General features: G+C 49.4%; 25 protein-coding genes and 1 pseudogene. 1 reads left to right on the plus strand and 25 read right to left on the minus strand.

The window, feature by feature from the left end:
• Positions 1-492: 492 nt before the first annotated feature.
• The 3 genes from QZM67_RS06330 to QZM67_RS06340 all read right to left on the minus strand — a co-directional run bounded on the left by QZM67_RS06330 (position 493) and on the right by QZM67_RS06340 (position 2,425).
• Entirely contained in the window at positions 493-1,029 is a 537-nt protein-coding gene (locus tag QZM67_RS06330; protein WP_301801285.1) for an SMI1/KNR4 family protein, read from the minus strand.
• A 280-nt stretch (positions 1,030-1,309) separates the two neighbouring features.
• Positions 1,310-1,546 carry a hypothetical protein gene (locus QZM67_RS06335; protein WP_301801286.1) on the minus strand — a complete coding sequence of 79 codons (237 nt, stop codon included), beginning with the start codon at positions 1,544-1,546 and terminating at the stop codon, positions 1,310-1,312.
• A gap of 291 nt (positions 1,547-1,837) precedes the next feature.
• Positions 1,838-2,425 carry a hypothetical protein gene (locus QZM67_RS06340; RefSeq protein ID WP_301801287.1) on the minus strand — a complete coding sequence of 196 codons (588 nt, stop codon included), beginning with the start codon at positions 2,423-2,425 and terminating at the stop codon, positions 1,838-1,840.
• 371 nt (positions 2,426-2,796) lie between these two features.
• Between QZM67_RS06340 and QZM67_RS06345 the strand changes: the two genes are divergently transcribed.
• Positions 2,797-3,423, plus strand: a complete 627-nt coding sequence (locus QZM67_RS06345; RefSeq protein WP_301801288.1) for a pentapeptide repeat-containing protein — start codon at positions 2,797-2,799, stop codon at positions 3,421-3,423.
• A gap of 217 nt (positions 3,424-3,640) precedes the next feature.
• Here QZM67_RS06345 and QZM67_RS06350 read toward each other — a convergent pair whose 3' ends face one another.
• The 22 genes and pseudogenes from QZM67_RS06350 to QZM67_RS06445 form a co-directional block, all read right to left on the minus strand.
• A complete protein-coding gene (locus tag QZM67_RS06350) occupies positions 3,641-3,994 on the minus strand; it encodes a hypothetical protein (protein ID WP_301801289.1) in 354 nt (117 codons plus the stop codon).
• A 304-nt stretch (positions 3,995-4,298) separates the two neighbouring features.
• Positions 4,299-4,895, minus strand: coding sequence for a hypothetical protein (locus tag QZM67_RS06355; protein ID WP_175021269.1), 597 nt, complete (start codon positions 4,893-4,895; stop codon positions 4,299-4,301).
• Positions 4,896-5,254: 359 nt separating this feature from the next.
• On the minus strand, positions 5,255-5,611 hold the full coding sequence (locus QZM67_RS06360) for a hypothetical protein (protein ID WP_186248673.1): 357 nt from the start codon (positions 5,609-5,611) through the stop codon (positions 5,255-5,257).
• 266 nt (positions 5,612-5,877) lie between these two features.
• The gene (locus QZM67_RS06365; protein ID WP_175021267.1) at positions 5,878-6,396 is read right to left on the minus strand and encodes a hypothetical protein; all 519 of its coding nucleotides are present in this window, start codon (positions 6,394-6,396) and stop codon (positions 5,878-5,880) included.
• 105 nt (positions 6,397-6,501) lie between these two features.
• On the minus strand, positions 6,502-7,068 hold the full coding sequence (locus QZM67_RS06370) for a hypothetical protein (protein ID WP_175021266.1): 567 nt from the start codon (positions 7,066-7,068) through the stop codon (positions 6,502-6,504).
• A gap of 28 nt (positions 7,069-7,096) precedes the next feature.
• The gene (locus QZM67_RS06375; protein ID WP_301801294.1) at positions 7,097-7,660 is read right to left on the minus strand and encodes a hypothetical protein; all 564 of its coding nucleotides are present in this window, start codon (positions 7,658-7,660) and stop codon (positions 7,097-7,099) included.
• 187 nt (positions 7,661-7,847) lie between these two features.
• On the minus strand, positions 7,848-8,216 hold the full coding sequence (locus tag QZM67_RS06380; RefSeq protein ID WP_301801295.1) for a hypothetical protein: 369 nt from the start codon (positions 8,214-8,216) through the stop codon (positions 7,848-7,850).
• 98 nt (positions 8,217-8,314) lie between these two features.
• Positions 8,315-8,908, minus strand: a complete 594-nt coding sequence (locus tag QZM67_RS39905; protein WP_367620424.1) for a pentapeptide repeat-containing protein — start codon at positions 8,906-8,908, stop codon at positions 8,315-8,317.
• Between the two features lie 306 nt (positions 8,909-9,214).
• Entirely contained in the window at positions 9,215-9,382 is a 168-nt protein-coding gene (locus QZM67_RS06390) for a hypothetical protein (protein WP_301801299.1), read from the minus strand.
• Between the two features lie 37 nt (positions 9,383-9,419).
• Positions 9,420-9,764, minus strand: coding sequence for a hypothetical protein (locus tag QZM67_RS06395; RefSeq protein ID WP_301801300.1), 345 nt, complete (start codon positions 9,762-9,764; stop codon positions 9,420-9,422).
• Between the two features lie 417 nt (positions 9,765-10,181).
• The gene (locus QZM67_RS06400) at positions 10,182-10,391 is read right to left on the minus strand and encodes a hypothetical protein (RefSeq protein WP_301801303.1); all 210 of its coding nucleotides are present in this window, start codon (positions 10,389-10,391) and stop codon (positions 10,182-10,184) included.
• Positions 10,392-10,402: 11 nt separating this feature from the next.
• Complete coding sequence (locus tag QZM67_RS39910) at positions 10,403-10,630, minus strand: HNH endonuclease signature motif containing protein (protein ID WP_367620425.1); 228 nt, start codon at positions 10,628-10,630, stop codon at positions 10,403-10,405.
• 28 nt (positions 10,631-10,658) lie between these two features.
• Positions 10,659-11,790: pseudogene (locus QZM67_RS06405) on the minus strand (IS3 family transposase).
• A 353-nt stretch (positions 11,791-12,143) separates the two neighbouring features.
• Entirely contained in the window at positions 12,144-12,626 is a 483-nt protein-coding gene (locus tag QZM67_RS06410) for a hypothetical protein (RefSeq protein ID WP_301801304.1), read from the minus strand.
• Positions 12,627-12,631: 5 nt separating this feature from the next.
• A complete protein-coding gene (locus QZM67_RS06415; protein WP_367620427.1) occupies positions 12,632-13,135 on the minus strand; it encodes an RHS repeat-associated core domain-containing protein in 504 nt (167 codons plus the stop codon).
• Positions 13,063-13,836 (minus strand): hypothetical protein, encoded by a 774-nt coding sequence (locus QZM67_RS06420; RefSeq protein WP_301801306.1) that lies wholly within the window; start codon positions 13,834-13,836, stop codon positions 13,063-13,065. The genes QZM67_RS06415 and QZM67_RS06420 overlap by 73 nt, the downstream gene beginning before the upstream one ends.
• 16 nt (positions 13,837-13,852) lie before the next feature.
• On the minus strand, positions 13,853-14,605 hold the full coding sequence (locus QZM67_RS06425) for a hypothetical protein (RefSeq protein WP_301801308.1): 753 nt from the start codon (positions 14,603-14,605) through the stop codon (positions 13,853-13,855).
• Positions 14,602-15,054, minus strand: a complete 453-nt coding sequence (locus tag QZM67_RS39915; RefSeq protein ID WP_367620428.1) for an HYD1 signature containing ADP-ribosyltransferase family protein — start codon at positions 15,052-15,054, stop codon at positions 14,602-14,604. Before QZM67_RS39915 ends, QZM67_RS06425 begins: the two co-directional genes overlap by 4 nt.
• Positions 14,985-15,509 (minus strand): RHS repeat-associated core domain-containing protein, encoded by a 525-nt coding sequence (locus QZM67_RS06430; RefSeq protein WP_301801311.1) that lies wholly within the window; start codon positions 15,507-15,509, stop codon positions 14,985-14,987. The genes QZM67_RS39915 and QZM67_RS06430 overlap by 70 nt, the downstream gene beginning before the upstream one ends.
• Positions 15,458-15,688: an RHS repeat domain-containing protein gene (locus tag QZM67_RS06435; RefSeq protein WP_301801428.1), complete on the minus strand. Its 231-nt coding sequence runs from the start codon at positions 15,686-15,688 to the stop codon at positions 15,458-15,460. Before QZM67_RS06435 ends, QZM67_RS06430 begins: the two co-directional genes overlap by 52 nt.
• 77 nt (positions 15,689-15,765) lie before the next feature.
• Entirely contained in the window at positions 15,766-15,900 is a 135-nt protein-coding gene (locus QZM67_RS06440) for a hypothetical protein (protein ID WP_301801314.1), read from the minus strand.
• Positions 15,901-15,986: 86 nt separating this feature from the next.
• Positions 15,987-16,598, minus strand: a complete 612-nt coding sequence (locus QZM67_RS06445) for a hypothetical protein (RefSeq protein ID WP_301801316.1) — start codon at positions 16,596-16,598, stop codon at positions 15,987-15,989.
• Positions 16,599-16,608 lie beyond the last annotated feature (10 nt).

The raw sequence follows: 16,608 nt of genomic DNA on the forward strand, positions 1-16,608 counted from the left end.
ATTGCGCAAAATCCGACGATATATCCAATCCCATTCTCGAGATGGCACTTCTACACGCCGGGTCAACATCATCAAACCACCATTTCCTATCTTTACAAAACTTGATGATCGCATTCGATAGCAAATTTCACCCCTCAATGTCGGACCCGCGTTACACCTTCATTTCGTCGAGAATACTCATCTTCGACGCATTGCCTTCCCGTATGGATCGCAGGCCTCGCGACAATACGGGCGGCACGAAAATCCGTGCACCCATCGACTCGGATCGAGTCGACCACTCAATCACAAATCGAGACCATTGCGAAGCCATCGCTACACCCCATGCCTTCGTCGAAAGGAAGTAGAAAACCTCGTTACTACCGATACGAATCCCGACCGACCTGCAATCGCCCTCATCGTTTTTCGCATGAGTACATGCGAAAGCCATGCCGCCGATCCGAACCACAAAGCTCACTCAACGAACCATTCAGAAAGACACACCTTAACCTCGATTCAATCAAGTTGCACCTTACGTCGACGCGGCACGATATTATTTACGAAATCTGAAAACGTTGGCGCAATACTAACGACGTCATCCACATCTCCATCCGATTCCCACAACACATATTTTACTTCACCCGTCTCCAGATCAACCAAAAAGTCATTATCCCCGGCATCTCCAGCGAATGGAAAGTGTGTTCGGCAAAACCTGTCTCGCCTTTCGGAATACTTCGCCCTCAGTCCGCGAACCTTCTCTGCAGAACGGAGGTTAACCTCATTTTCATCGAAATATCTTTCACCAAGGTAGTAAAAACCCTCCACCTCCATCGAATCAAAATCTCCAGGAGCCAGATCAAAGAAAATATCCCGATAGAAATACGCCCCACCATTAAAATACCCGCCGTTATTTTTTATATAGAACCCGACAAAATCATCCACCCCGTTAAAGCGAGCTCCGGACAGCACTTCCCTCACTATTGCTGCCGACACCGAAGGGCCTTGATCACAAAAATCGAAACCATCACCGCTGAATAAATTCTCAACCAGCATTTATCGACTCCAATAGTTAGCGCCTTTCTCATCATTCTCCGCGGAGACGTTGTTTCTCTTGGCCGCCTCCTCGATTGTGACTACTACCACGAAGATCGGCGTGTGCATTGCTTGTTCACACTCAACTCGAACATGCGCACACATCCCCTCTGATACGTAGCGAGTGAGTTGACATACTCGAACACTCGCGGCCATACGTCTCGCGACGGTCATCTACATTTATTTCGCAATACCTCAAACGCAACTTACCCCGTCGAATCCAATTGATACCAGTCTCACGTCAATCGAGCAAGATCACTTCCGCCACCTTCTTGGGGCCCTCATAGATATAAAATAATTTATTACTTGTCATTCGATCCTCAGGAGCACCCTTTACAAGAAAACCAACTCTTCCAAGGCTAACCATGCCAACATCATCCTGGCAAGGATCCTCCAGGTCAAACACAACACTCCATGCATTGTTTTGCCAATCAACATCCTCGGGAAATCGAGAGACTGAATAGTATTTCCCGGCCATCGGAGGGCGCTTCCTTCCACCATCTTCTTTGGATAGCCACACTACGCGAACGGAATGCACTTGACTCCTCCAACGTCAACCTGGAACCTCGAATACTCGACTCACTTGCCCGGAACAATGGTCGATCTAAAATCATTGAAATCTTCGAGCACCGCATATTGTATCGGCCTAATGCCATCGAGATTCTAAAATCCGATAGCTTGAGAACTATCCGATGCGTGATTCCTCAAACAGGCTCGACTAGGATCCTGTGCCCCGCGTCGCCCCCCCCCTCCCTGCCCCATGACACACTCACATAGACTGTTCAATCGTGACGTACTTACCAGATTTGCTTGAGAATACGTAAACATATGACGTGTCGTGGCGAATTTTTGAGACATCAAGCTGACCAACAAAAATCAACGGCTCTCCATCCGACATCGGCCAAAACTCATCCTGAATCCATTTTGGGGGCTTACTCAGGCAAACAAAACGCCGCTCTATTTCGCCCTTCATAAATGAAATTAGATCGGCGCCAGCCAATCCAGCGGCACGCTGCCGAATCTCGCCATACATCTCATCAGGGATCTTCAACCATTTTGGCAAAACCTTGCGCATTTCGTCTATCTGGTTTTGAATCTTGCTTGACGGCGTCACGCCTACCCCACGCGCATAAAAAAAAAGATACACCGCATCTTGCGCATCCAAAACGGCGCCCAAGGATTGGTAGCTGTTAGATACCAAAAACAAATAGAGCCCCCTCTCTTCCGCGTAAGGAGGAATCGGAGGATTTTCGGACAATATCCGCTCCAAATTCTTGTCTACACAAAGAATTTTCTCAAACTCAAGTGGACTCATTTCTCCGGAGACAAATTTCTTCAAGACATCCATCGAGTTCATTGTCATAAATTCCTATATGCACCCGTTGCCAGACACTGCTCCCGGGCCACTTCACACACGTCTTCCACACTCATGAGGCGTCGTCCGATCGTCTCAGGACAGCCGTGCCGCGTGCGGCTGGATACTCGCGAACATGCCAAAAGAGCGGTTGTATGTTGGACAGCGAATGGACGCAGAATTTAAGATGCGAGTTGCCAACGATCCGTCATTGGCGCATCTCACAGTGACGAAGTCTGGGCAGTTCGGCGCCGACGTCGTAAATCGAAAGACAGGGAGCTGGTGGGATCTAACAACGGAAAATGATTGGAGCAGGGGCATGCACCAGGCTAAGTATGGAGATGGTGGGTCGGGATTATTCTGGGACCGATAAAATGGACGAAAGATTTAAAGGGGTTGGGTGGGATTTTAAGACGTCTATTTCCAATGAGAAATTTGACGGGTTTGACTTTTCGGAGACCGATTTTAATCATCCGGTTTTCGATCGGGTTGAATTCAACGATTGCGTTTTCGTTCGTTCTATTCTGAATGACGCCAGGACATATGGATGCGTATTCCGAAATTGCTCATTTTTGGGTGTTGATCTGAGAACCATAACATTGGGGGCTAGGGGTGGTATTTTTGAAAAATGTAAATTTGACAAATGTGATTTCCGTGGTGGGATGTTTTTCCGTCCGGAATTCATTGAGTGCTCGTTCTCAAACTGCAAGTGGAAGGGGGTAGATTTTAAAGCGAGTTACCTGGAGCGTTGTAAATTCTCGGGTAAGCTGCAGGACGTCGTTTTTCGGGGTAGATACACGGATGATTTGACGGAAGGGGCTAGATTTAATTCTATGAAAGGAGTTGATTTTTCCAGTGCTATATTGGGCGAATACGTGGCGTTTGATGACTGTGATTTGTCAAGTGCTATCCCGCCAAAAGGAACATCTTTTGAGGCGTTGTTAAAAAAATCGGAGCTTAGGTCGGGGAATTATTTAATCACTGTCGGCAGCTCGAGCTGAATGTGTCCGTTCGATCGTTCGGCGCGTAGCGCAGTCCGGTTGTGCGTCGGGGTTGGGGTCAGGATCACGGGCAACTCCTGCCGCTCCGACTAAGTACGAGGGCCTGTAGTTGGTTATAGCATCGACGCATAACGCCGGTACAAGTCCAACCACGTCCGCTAGCAAAGAGAACGCCCATGTCATTGCTTCGACGATCACCTGCCGCTTTCTCTTTAAATTATTCATCAAGATCGCTCGTCAAACGGAACGGATACACCCATGCTTCGTATACCCTCCTCTTCAGCTCCTCGCTCATTTCCTTCCCATCACGAGCTTCAATTTCGCCTATCCTTGATATCACATAGCTCTCGTTTTCCTTGTTACCTTTCTGGTAAAACCTGACTTCCAACTCGCCGAGATCACCCGCCTTAATAAGACTCTCAAACGCACCGTTAATTAGCGGACTAGAGGCAAAAATATCCGCCTCCGCATCGTCGCAAGAAAATTTCAAGTACAGTATTGCCTTCTTCAGAGCAGAAATCTCACCAACGCTTAAGGAAACACTCCTTCTCGGTTCATCGTGATCAGTCATTTGTATCCACCCTCTCTAGAAATCAACCGACGACTAGTCATACTCACACATCAGGCGGCATGGCGACATGCCGACATCATCAATAAACTCCGTCAATATTTCTCCGATACCACACGGAAACTCTGTCTTGGAGTGAAAGTATTATTTTTTTATGTGATCGCAAAAACAAGCGTCCATGAGTCGCATGAACCATAAGAGAATGGCACCCGAAACGGAAGCCGTCCAATCGGAAGCGCTAGTACGCGCCCTCGTATTTCAATACTAATCGCACACGCTCATTTTTCAGGTGCTTCGAGCACATAATTCATTTTGACGATTTTGCTACGAAATAGGCGAGCGTGTTGTTAGTTAAATAGTTTCCTTTCGACCCATCGAACATCACTGCTGCATCCGGTCCAGCAAAAAATCGAGTCTCTGGCTTATCTCTAACAGCGCCAGTCTCACGGTCAATCAAGAACGTCTTCATCGAAAATTTCTTGAATATTTTCCAAACTGTCTTAACAAACCGATCCGTTGTCTCATCAAATTTAGGGTCATAGGATGCCGCCAAACGACCGTCTCGTAGGCTACCCGGTGCATATTTAGCTTCACGTGACCGTAGAAACTGAATGGCCCCCGGCCCCTCCATAGATCCAATATAGCCGGACCCGCTTGGATGAGGAGCAACGAATTCACGCGTATAGCGCTCCACAGTACAAATCGCTTCATCGAGAATCACGACATCGGAGAATAGCTGCCCGCTACACTCGGACATGCTGTGATGTACAGGGGGAACGCGCGAATTCCATATGTACGAGTCGATAAATTTGACATGAGGAATATGCGCTCTCAGCAAATCAGAGAAAGCCGCTTCGTCAACACGTGTCATGAAGGTTTGCAACGTTGGCATCTTAGCGATCAAAATTGCCTCCTTTCTTTCATCTGGTAGCGGCGGTTCAGGGTGTCGCTATCGTCGGATTCAAATCCCTCGGTCGCGAGATCGATCCCTACTAAACAATCGTGATACCAATCGCACTCGGATCCGGGTTACAGAGCCTGCACGACCCACTCCTCCTGCGCTCCGCTACCCTAAACCACTCGATGAGCGTGCCAGATCGACTCGCCGTTCGCGTTGGCCAGTGCCTCCGGCCATCCTCTCACGTTGTTATAAAAGTTCTGCACATCGGCTTCACGCCACCATCGCACCCTGGTCATACAGACGAGCGGCACGGGGCTATCCAGTTTTCCGACTCGGATAAAAAATGAATCAATTCTCAAAAGCTAAGACCTAAACCGATCATTTTCACGATAGTAATTTACTTCATCAACAAACCACTTTACGCCCCCTCCACTCCCGATCTTATTTTTTAAAATATGATCCAGTTGATTTACCAGCATCCAACACCTCAAATTATACGACTCAACCGCCTTCGGCATCTCCATATCCTCATCATCCAGATAAATTCCATCATCGTCCAGACTCTGAATGTATTCCCACGGGATGTGGAAGAATCTTGAACCCTCTGGATCATTTTTCCATGAATCCAAGTTGGCATAGATCCAGTCCTTTCCTGGTAGGAATGGGATATTTTCAACCAGCTCAACCAGAGAATTGTAAGATTGCATATCCTCCCTCATATGGATTATCCAAAACCACGATCACTTCCAAAAGGCTGCAACGAATTACCTTAAACTTTCGTAGCGAGCCCGTCAAATTCCTGCGCATTGGTGTCGTTAGCTGCTGCCCTACCCTGGTCGACGCGCGGACGCGGCACATCGGATGAGGATGCGTAGACCAGTGCGTTATGCGGGGGCAAATCTAGCGACTCGCGACGCTGTCCATAAATTCCGCAGACATCTCTTTCGATTCACACGAAGGCACCATATTGGAACAATACTCTTTCTCAAGAGACACCTTTCGGCCCATCCCAGTATTTGGCCCCTTGATAATCCATCAGCCGTTCCAAAAAAATCTTCAATGAATCTGCTAATCGTGGCCAATTACATCTTCCGTCCAAAGGCAAACTGACGTAAACAGCCCCCTCCGAATTCATCAACAACAATTCAGAATCCCCGTAAAAACGAGCGAAAATAATATCGCCGTCCAGAAACTCTCCACCACGAATTCGCTTTTGCTTCAAAGTCGCCTCAACTGCCTCCCAAGGCGACAATACCTCGATCCCCCATTGTCCAAACCCAACATCCTTGAACAAATCTGCGTGACCAGAAATTCGCCAAAACGCTACGAGCTCATATGCAGAATCCGGAATACCTTCGATCGCGACGTCGCCCGCAATGCCGTCAAAGATGCAACATTTTAATAAGAATGGGCATTCCCGACCAAAGTGGATGACCTTTCGCTCAACCGACCATTCCAACTTCATCCTCTCAAAAATGGCATGCAAGTCTTGATAGTTGGTCAAAATTCCTCCGGAACTCACCGATTGCCACCTTCCACACTTATCCCGAATCGCCGTCAAATATACCCCCCGCGCGCCCTATTTTTCATCAACAAAGCACACTTAATTTCAGAAAGAGCACACCCACAACTCATTGAAAATAAATTCTGGATCCAAAAAATCAATCAATTTTTCGAAGTCATCAAATTCACCTGGCAATGGAAGGCCCACTCCCTGGATGTCATCAACCTGGACGAATCCACACCATGCCATCTGCTTCTTTGTCATTTTCAACACGTCACCGACGGTCATCCCGGGCCACAATTTCCCCTGATAACTCCCGTGAAATTCCGCATTACACGCTAGATTTTCTATACGCCCGTCCACAGAGTCGTGGTAGATGGTAATTACTCCACCATCTACCTTCAAAGTATTTTTATCCAGATACTCAATTAGATGCGCCCCATTCAGTCTATCGACAACATTTTTGACTTCCTCACCGAGAAGAATTCCTCCCAGTGATTTCCCCGGAACAATTACATTATTCAACATGTGCCCTTCCCTCATCGAGAGCCGCTCAGTCGCATTTGGCCTGGGGTCGATGATGAATCTTGCTTTGCCCGGGTCGCCACAGCTATCGGGGCAAAGCAAGTCACCGGAATCTGGCGTATTTACCGAAGCAGCCCGCGTCGACATGGCCGCGGCTCGCGCACATCGACCTAGGTTACTTGGATGAATGAGCTACAAAATACACGAGTGCGTTGTTAGTTAGATAGTTTCCGTTCGAACCACTGAATCGCACTGCAGCATCCGGCCCTGCAAAGAAGCGGGTTTCCGCTTTTTCGCTCACTGCCCCAGTCTCTCGGTCGACCAAGTATGTCTTGTACGCAAATTCCTTGAACACTTTCCAGACCGTCTTAACAAAAGCGTCCATTGCCTGATCAGCGCTCGGGTCGTACGATGCCGCCATCCTGCCGTTACGTAGGGACTCAGGAGCATAGTCAGCTTTTCTCGATCGATGAAACTGAATCATTCCCGGGCCCACGTTGCCCCCCAAATAGCTACCGCCCCCCGGATGAGGCCCAACAAACTCTCGCGTATACCGCTCGACGGTGCAGATCGTCTCGTCAATGATCACGACATTTGAAAAAGAATGCCCACAGCATTCCGCCATGCTGTCATAAACCGGAGGAATCGGCGAACTCCAGAGAAATGAGTCGACGAACCTGACACTCGGTATGTGTACTTTTAGCAGATCCGAGAACGCCGATTCATCGGCGATGGTCATGAAGATCTGCAACGTCGGCATTTTTATCACCACGCACCCTCCTTACTTGCTTTCGTCGAGGAGCAACAGTTCCAGGCTCTATCGGCGCTTTGTTCGAGGCGTTGGATTCCACAGTTGCCCTTTCACGACCTTGATAGTATGCTGACATGCTCCCATCAAGTAGATGTTGATTTCATCGAAATCGACATTATTCCACGACCTCGACATCGGGATTTAATTCTTCAAAAATATCTATAGCCACCGAACCAACATTTGAAATCACACGAATTCCACACGACTCAAACTTTTCACACACCACACTATTTTCATCAACATAGCGCCTCCTTAACTGATCATGAAAACAATGATTCGAAAAAACATCCATAGCCGAACTATCGATACGCCCGACGTTCTCGAATCCTCCCTTTGCTCTCCAGTCCATCGACGAAACAAGGGTGGGAGGAACAATCAAGTTGCTCTTATCCAGCAGAAATTTCGAACCCTTCTCAGCCGAAATTTCGTTGTATAAATAAATCACATACAGCCTCTCGGCGCCATACTTGAAATTGTCCTTCACTACGAGGCCCGGTATGAACCCAACTCCCCTCATAAACATGACAAACAAGTCTCCATTTTTTGACAGAATCAACAAATATCCAACGACAATTACCTTATTTAAATCATTGCGTTATCCAATTGATCATCAGCCGGACGATTCCCGAAAAATTTACAACCAACCAGAGATCCATTGTGAAATTTCGCGGCATCGAAGGTACATTCATTGAATGTACAAGCAAGAAGAACAGCCTTTTTCATATTTGCTCGATCAAATGAGCACTTTACGAAGGAAGCCCCTCGAGCCATCACATCGGTCATGTTTGCACCAGAAAAATTGCAATTTAAAAAAGACGTCGATCCTAAAGCTGCGTTTTTCAACGATACCTTTTCAAAATCACAATCCTCAAACAAAAATCCGACAAACCTTCCATCAAATTTAGCCCCAGAAAATCTACTCCGCCTGACATTACAATTATTCAACGACCCGGCCAAAAGACAGATGGAATCAGAAAAATCAACATCAGAAATCGTCATCCTCGAAAGCTGAACCTTTAGTGGAAAACCGCGAAAGTCCACAAGTCCATCCTCCGTTCTATGGAACGGTGATGACGGTAGGTCGTTGCGCTGTTTCACCGCGAGAGCTATCTCTTGGTTTGTTGATTGGGATAATTTCTCATCCCACCGGAGTTGTTTCTTAATTGCATCTCTCATGTTTGCAGAATTTCCCAATGCAGATCATCTTGCTCAAAACTGCCGACCGCAGCATCATCCACGCGAATCGGGTATAAATTTCTCGAACCACAATTCGCCCCAGTCGATCATGCACTGACCTGAGAGCATTGTGCAACCGCAGCAATCAATCTACTCCGATATCAGATTGGCTTCGATGAGATTTTTATCGTATTTGATATCCCCGGAAACTTTCTCCTTGACACATTTTTCCATGTCAAATTCCGACACACCTAAACCATTCACCTTCGCAACATACAGCGCCGTTACCAATGGATAGGAAAAATCTCATGGCTCAGAACGAGCAAGTTCGACAACACTTAAATCGAGTCTCAACAGGCTTTCCAGTCGCGGAAGATAATCTTCCATGATTTTATTTGAAATTTCATCACAAGCGCGATCAACCCACTCATCCCGAGATGGAATTTGGAAATGCCCATTATAGAATTGACCCATTCTTTCGTTATTCAAGACGAGCACATAGTCAGCACCATCATACGTGCTCGACGTAACCCCCGGGGTGATCGCTCGACACCAGGTTCGCCGCCGCGTCCCAGCGAAACACTTCCGACGGCAATCCCGGCCCGGCCGCCTGTTCGATGCGCCCCGTCGGGTCATATCGGTAGCTCGTCGTGCCATAGCGCAGATCCCGCTTCTGGATCACATCGCCCGCAGCATCGTATTGCCACTGCTTCGCCAGCAACTCGTCCGCTGCCCGACCTCGCTGTGCAACCTGACGAGCACAACGGCCAACCGCGTCGTACCCGAAATGGCTGGTCAGCTTGCCTTGCGTCCGCAGAACTTCCCGATGCAGATCATCGCGCTCTATGTCCGCCACTGCAGCACCGTCAACGCGAATCTAATGCACACGTCCCGACCCGTAATGCAGCCAGTCGATCGTGCGCTCGCCTGAGATCGTGGTACTGACGCGATTGCCAAGATCGTCGTCAGTATGTGCGAACCGGCCGGTCAGCGTGTATTCCTCGACATCGCTCCGCGCCTTCGTTAGCACTTCCGCGTCCAGCATAGATGCGAATTCAGCCTTTTACCTCACCTTCCATCTACTTAAGTAACCTTCGAATCTCCTCCAAAACCCCTCCTCAAACACGCTTTCCTTCTTCAAATTTAGATCCTCACCAATTTTCCGATCGGGGACGAGTAGCAGCCCGGAATTTGCCACCATCCTCATGGTATTCCGCATCGGATTGCCCGCGCCACTCCCGAGAATATCCCCTACAAGCTTCAGTTACACGAGTCACAATTGAATCGGTCTATATGAGAGAATTTTGTCCACGACCTCCTCAAGCGACATATCCTCGTACTCCTTTTTAAAAATGTAATCCATCGCACAAGGATCCAATACATTTTTATTCAGAATTTCGATATCGTTTTCAGCCCCCTCATCAGAGGTGTAATTTGACTCCCTCATCCTTCCAACTAGAACAATTAGTTCATCCCTATTCATCACTTAACCTCTCAAAAATGATACGAAGGATCCAGCACTTCAGCGTGATATCGGGGCGTTACGATACGCAAATTATCCATGTCATAGACGCCCCCACCATGCTGAATCGGTTCTATATGATGAAGCACATACGAGGTGTTCTTACCCACTCCCTGAGTAATCGATGCCTTCGGAGTCAATCCATTTGTCATTCTCGACACGTTGGATTTCGAGAACTGACTACTCAGATCGGGATCCATTGTGGACTGGCCAGAGTTTCATAGACACTCACGAGCCGTTTAGCGCGTAGCGCCGCTCAAACTCAATCGGTGAAAGATCTCCGGCAGAACCATGCCGACGAACCGGGTTATAAAACATTTCGATGTAATCGAACAGGTCCGAGGTCGCGGTCGCCCGACTCGGATAGATGCGCCGCTTGATTCGCTCCTTTTTCAGGGCGCTGAAGAAGCTCTCGGCCACGGCATTGTCGTGGCAATTACCGCGCCGACTCATGCTTGGCACCATATGGTGCGCCTTCAGGAATGACTGCCAGTCATCGCTCGTGAATTGACTGCCCTGATCGGAATGCACCATGACACCGGATCCCGGTTTGCGTTTCCAAACCGCAGCCAACAACGCCTGTAAAACCAGATCGCTGGTCATCGTCGAGCGCGTACGATTTGGCGCGAGTACAGATCCATAACAGCCGCCAGATACAGCCAGCCCTCGTAAGTCCGGATGTACGTGATGTCCGTTACCCAGACCCGGTTCGGTGCGGTTGGCGCGAACTCACGGTACAGCACGTTGGCGATTACGCCGACCGGACCACCACGATAGCGGGGCTTGCTGCCATAGCCCACTTCTGCCCGCAGACCTTCGCCTTTCATGAAGCGATGGACGCGGCGACGACTGCACGTTTCGCCCGATTCACGCAAATCCACCGTGACCTTGCGGTAGCCATAGACGCCGCCGCTGGCTAGCCAGGAATGCTTGATCAAACCGAGCAATCGATCATCCTCGCGCTTGCGGGCTCCGACTGTCTGCCGCTGCCAGACGTAATAGCCGCTGCGATGCACGCCAAGGACTCGGCACATCGAGTGCAGGTGGAACTCGCCGAGATGGGCTCGCATGAACGCGTACCTTGCCGTTATCCCTTTGCAAAGTACGCGGCGGCTTTTTTTAGAATGTCGCGTTCCTCGGTCATGCGCTTGAGCTCCGCCTTCAGTCGCCGAACCTCGGCGCTCTGATCCAGCTCCGCCTGCCGCACGACGTCGGGCCTGCCGAACTTCAGTTTCCATGCGTAAAGGCTGTGGGTCGTGATGCCCAAACGCTGGGCCACCTCTGCCACCGAATGACCCCGCTCGGTTACCTGTTTGACTGCCTCGATCTTGAACTCATCCGTGTACCGCTTGCCGCTCATACTGACCTCCTCGGTTGCCATAAATTATGGCTCGAAGATGTCTACGAAAGGCTGGCCGGTCCAAACCGATTTTCCCAAAAATTAAGGATCACACTCCAAAGCCAGTCGTTGACTCGTGAGATAGGTGCATGGCTCAGCGCACGCACCGTCGTGCGTGCCCCGCTTTAGCGACTAAAGAAAGAATGCCTCCGCGCAGCATTCAACGCATGCCGGAACGGGATCCCATTGTCCTTCATCACACCGTCCACCAGACCACAGAGCCACCAAAGACAGATACGCAAGACCTGCTTGTGCCCAATGCATGTATGCGCCGTGCTCCTGTCGAGTAGATTTTGGTTTCATCGGAGCCGCAATTACTCGACAACATCAACATCAGGATTTAATTTTTTATAAATATCTATAGCTTCCGCACCAACATTTGAAATCGATCGAGATCCACACGGCTCGAATTTTTCACATACCTCATTATTTTCATTAACATAACGCTTTCTTAACCCATCATAAAAACAGTGACTCAAAAAAACATCCATCTCCGAGTCATCCAAGTGACCCACATTCTCAAACCCACCTCGCACCCTCCAGTCCATCGTTGTGACAAGAGCGGGAGGCACAATCAAATTATTTTTATCCAGTACAAATTTGGAATTTTTTTCGACTGAAATCTCATTGTAGAGATAAATGATGCAGAGCCTCTCTGCGCCATATTTGAAATCATCCCTCACAACGAGGCCAGGGATGAATCCAATGCCTCTCATGTGCATAACAAATAAATCTCCTTTCTTGGGATTGGCTTTTTTTCCGCCATCCAGAAGATTCGATATGTCCTTCATTTTCACTTGCTTCATTCGAGTAGATGCCCCCATCCGTTATCTTGCAACCAGTTTCTCCCCCATGCCACCGCATCGCTATACAAGGCACGGTTCGGATCAATACTGTTATCAATATTCGCAAACTCGCCACGCTTTTCGTCAATTATCGCTTGCTCACCCGATCTCGCCTGATTTCTCGGAAGCTGCCCCGTTTCCTCGGTAAGTAAATCCAGGCGATAGTTAAGGCTTTTAGCATATCGTGTAGCTGAATCTTGCGCTATTCCAACATAATTTGGATCTTTACCTCCAGCGCTTCTCAGGTACACGTCAGCTTTGCCACGGCTACGTGCCACCCAATCGTCAAATGATTCCGGCGTGGACTTGGCTGAGCATGGTGACAATCCAAACGGATCAATCCACGAGATCGGATTGAGCGCATATTGGTATAGGTTAGCTCCGCCCATCAACCCGATTGGATCCGGATTGATGAACCGCCCAATGTCCGTATCGTAGAACCGGAACGTGTTGTAGTGCAGCCCGGTTTGGCAAGCAGGTCGTCAGCAGCCCTGCCTCGCTGCGCAGCTTGCCGCGCACGACGCCCGACCGCGTCGTACCCGAAATGGCTGGTCAGCTTGCCTTGCGTCCGCAGAACTTCCCGATGCAGATCATCGCGTTCGATGTCCGCAATGGCTGCTCCGTCAACGCGGATCTGGTGCACGTGTCCCGAACCGTAATGCAGCCAGTCGATCGTGCGCTCGCCTGAGATCGTGGTGCTGACGCGGTTACCAAGCTCATCATAGGTATGCGCACGCCAGCCCGTCGGGGTGTATTCCTCGATGACCTCACCGCGCGCCCCGTATTTCAGGCTGACCCGATTCTTCAGCGACGAACCACGAGCAGCCAGCGTGTACAACTCGGCCGAAGCGATTCGGCTCGCCTTGTCGTACAGGTACTCACAACGCTCGTGCTTGGCTTGCTTAGCCGTCAGTCGCCCGATCGCGTCGCGCTCGTATCGCGTCTCGATCTGCCCATCGCGTACGAGCGTGCCTTGCCCGCACACGTCGTATTCGTATGTGCGCTTGTTGCCACGCAGGTTCTGCGGTCTTGGTACATGGACTGACGACGGCGCAGCTTCCTGCACCTCGCCCCATACCGGGATCGGTCGCTGAGGTGCCCGAGCGATCCATTCCTCCTGCACGGCATTACCCCACACCTTGTAGCGCGCCTGCCAAACCAACTCACCGCCAGCGTCATTAAGAAAGGGTAATTATTTTACAAGTCTGCTTATAATACGAAAATACTTCATCGATTTCCGCCGAAATGACTTCCCAGTCCCCGCCGCCAAGTCCCGCGCCGATCATAGGCATTTGCACCGAAAGCCGATTAGCTAACGCAAATTCGCAAATTTTACTGAGGCATATCTTGAGGTCAGAGTACGAAACGTATTGAGCAACGTCGCGACTACTCTTGCGAATCCCGTCCTGAGAAACCATGTTCGCGACAAATATCCGTTTTTCGTCATCCACAGACAAAAATTGAACCACTCCGAGTGGAGGCCGCCGTTCATCTCGGAACAATTCGAGATAACCATCTCGTGCGACAGGGTATTTCTTGCCAAGAGAAACAACAAAGCCACGCCCCCATTTCCCACGATTATTTACCACGTGAGCAATCAAGGTTGAATTTTCCCGTGGCACAGCCGCATCCCCAACTTCATAGACAATCGACAGCCCTTTGGGAGGATTGCCTACAGCCACCTTCCAGACATGCTCGAAATCTTCTCGTTTGATTTCGTCATTTGGAGAAATTTCAAGTTCGCTCTTCATTCCATCAAAGAGCAAGAATCCTATCTCAGAATTCCAATCACCTACCGATGAAGATGCATAGATAACTCCACCATCGGGATGGCTAATCTGGCGCGTCGCGACGCCGTCGAGAAATTCCGTATAAACCTCCCCTGCGCCACACGGAAACTCTGTTTTTGAATGAAAATATTCTCTTTTCATGAGCAACTCGATCCACTTCTTTTCACACGATTCGAAATATCAAGTGGCCCACTCCCTTCTACCAAGAAAGTTCCTGGACGCGGTTCCTTGACATCCAAACCCGTAACATCAATTTCCACAAAATGCGTGATGCTATTAAGTTTTCGTGCATCGCCGTAAATATTTGCCGCAAGCTGTCCTAGTGACATCTTTCCAGTTCCAGCAGCATCGGCCGTAGTCCTACCGCCAATCATATCGGGAGATATATCAGTGAAATACTGACCATCTCCAAACCTTGCATGTACGGGCCCATGCGACGCATTCAAAAGTCCACTACTCGTAATGCCCTCCATACCATCTTGGGTTGTGTAGTGGTAAAGCGTTGTTATATCGTCGCCAGTCAGTCCCCATGGGTCAATCCACGAGACCGAGTTAGGCGCGTACCGATAGAGGTTCGCCCCCCCAGCAATCCAATCGGATCCGGGCTGATGAAGCGCCCGATATCCGGATCGTAGAACCGGAAGGTGTTGTAGTGCAGCCCGGTCTCGCGGTCCAGATACTGCCCCTGGAAGCGCAAGTTTTGCGGTCGCGGGGCATGTATCGATGTCGGCGCGGCCACCGACACTTCACCCCAGGCGGCTATCGACCGCTGCGGCACCCGCGCAACCCACTCCTCCTGCACCGCATTGCCCCACACCTTGTAGCGCGCCTGCCAAACCAGCTCGCCACCAGCGTCGGTCAGTTCCTCCGGCAGTCCCGAAACATCATTGTGGAAGTAATAAACCACATCCCGCGCATCCGCGTCATTCGCCGCCGCCTTCCCGCGATCAATCCGAGCGAGCGGCACATAGCTATTCGACTCGTACAGATACGTCAGCGCTTCCTCGCCCTGACGATCGTGATACGTCTCCTGCACCGACCGCATGCCGTCCCGATCCCCGTGACCCGTCCCATCGCATCCGTTTCGTACACGGTCGACTGCCCGGCCGCATCGGTCACTCGCGCAAGCACACCACGTGCGTCATACCCGAACCGCGTGACCTTCCCGGAACAATCCGTATTCTCGACATGAACGTCGGACCATCCTCGGCGTGCAAATAAAATTGCGAAAAATCTGACGAAACATCAAAACCCATTCTTAAGAGAGCATCTCTATATGCCAGATCAACATCATCAAACCATCAATTTTTACCCTGGCTGAATGAAGCAATTTTACTTGACAACATATCAAATTCCATATCGAGCAGCAGCATTTCTTCGTTTCTTTTCAGCGACCGCCTCTTCTCGCTGCGCAGCGTGCCGAGTTCGATGGCCAACCACGTCGCATCCGAAATGACTCGGAAATATTTATGAGATCTTATCGCCAATCAATTTCATTTATTAATTCCATCCCAAATGATAATTAAAAATTTTCCTTCAAAATATTTTCATCAAACGATCTATTCCCAGAGACCTTCTTTCCCAGCAAATAATCGACATCAAGCCCACTCAGCTCAATGCCATTCTTCCTCGCGGCAAAAACGATCGTCAGAAATGGGTACGAGTAATAATTGGGATTATCCATCACATCCCGAATCAAATCAGGCCTCACCTCCACCACATTGATCACTCTCGGAAAATAAATATTCACCACCTTTTCGCATATCCATCGGCATGTCGACTCAACCTCCTCTTCATTCCGCGGCAAATCAACTGCCCCACCAATATTCGGAGAAAACGACTTTACCACCTCCATGGATGTGTTCATCGCAAAAACCATGCCCGTAGGTATCTTTGGCTTATACGGAGGGTTACTTTTTTTATAAAAATCCTGAAAATCGGGAGAATCAGCGGCAGCAGAAAGAATATAGCCATTCGCATTTCTCAGAAATCTGAATCCGATGCGCCCGTTACCAACGCCTTCCCGACCGACAACAATCTCCCCCCTTGATACTTTGACACCGCTCCCATCTATACTTTCCTTGAGAGTTTCCTGCAATCTCTTTTCAAATATCTTCTTTAATTCCGCGCCCATCTTGCACACC

The sequence above is a fragment of the Burkholderia sp. AU45251 genome (assembly GCF_030482905.1).
GTDB classification, from domain to species: domain Bacteria; phylum Pseudomonadota; class Gammaproteobacteria; order Burkholderiales; family Burkholderiaceae; genus Burkholderia; species Burkholderia aenigmatica.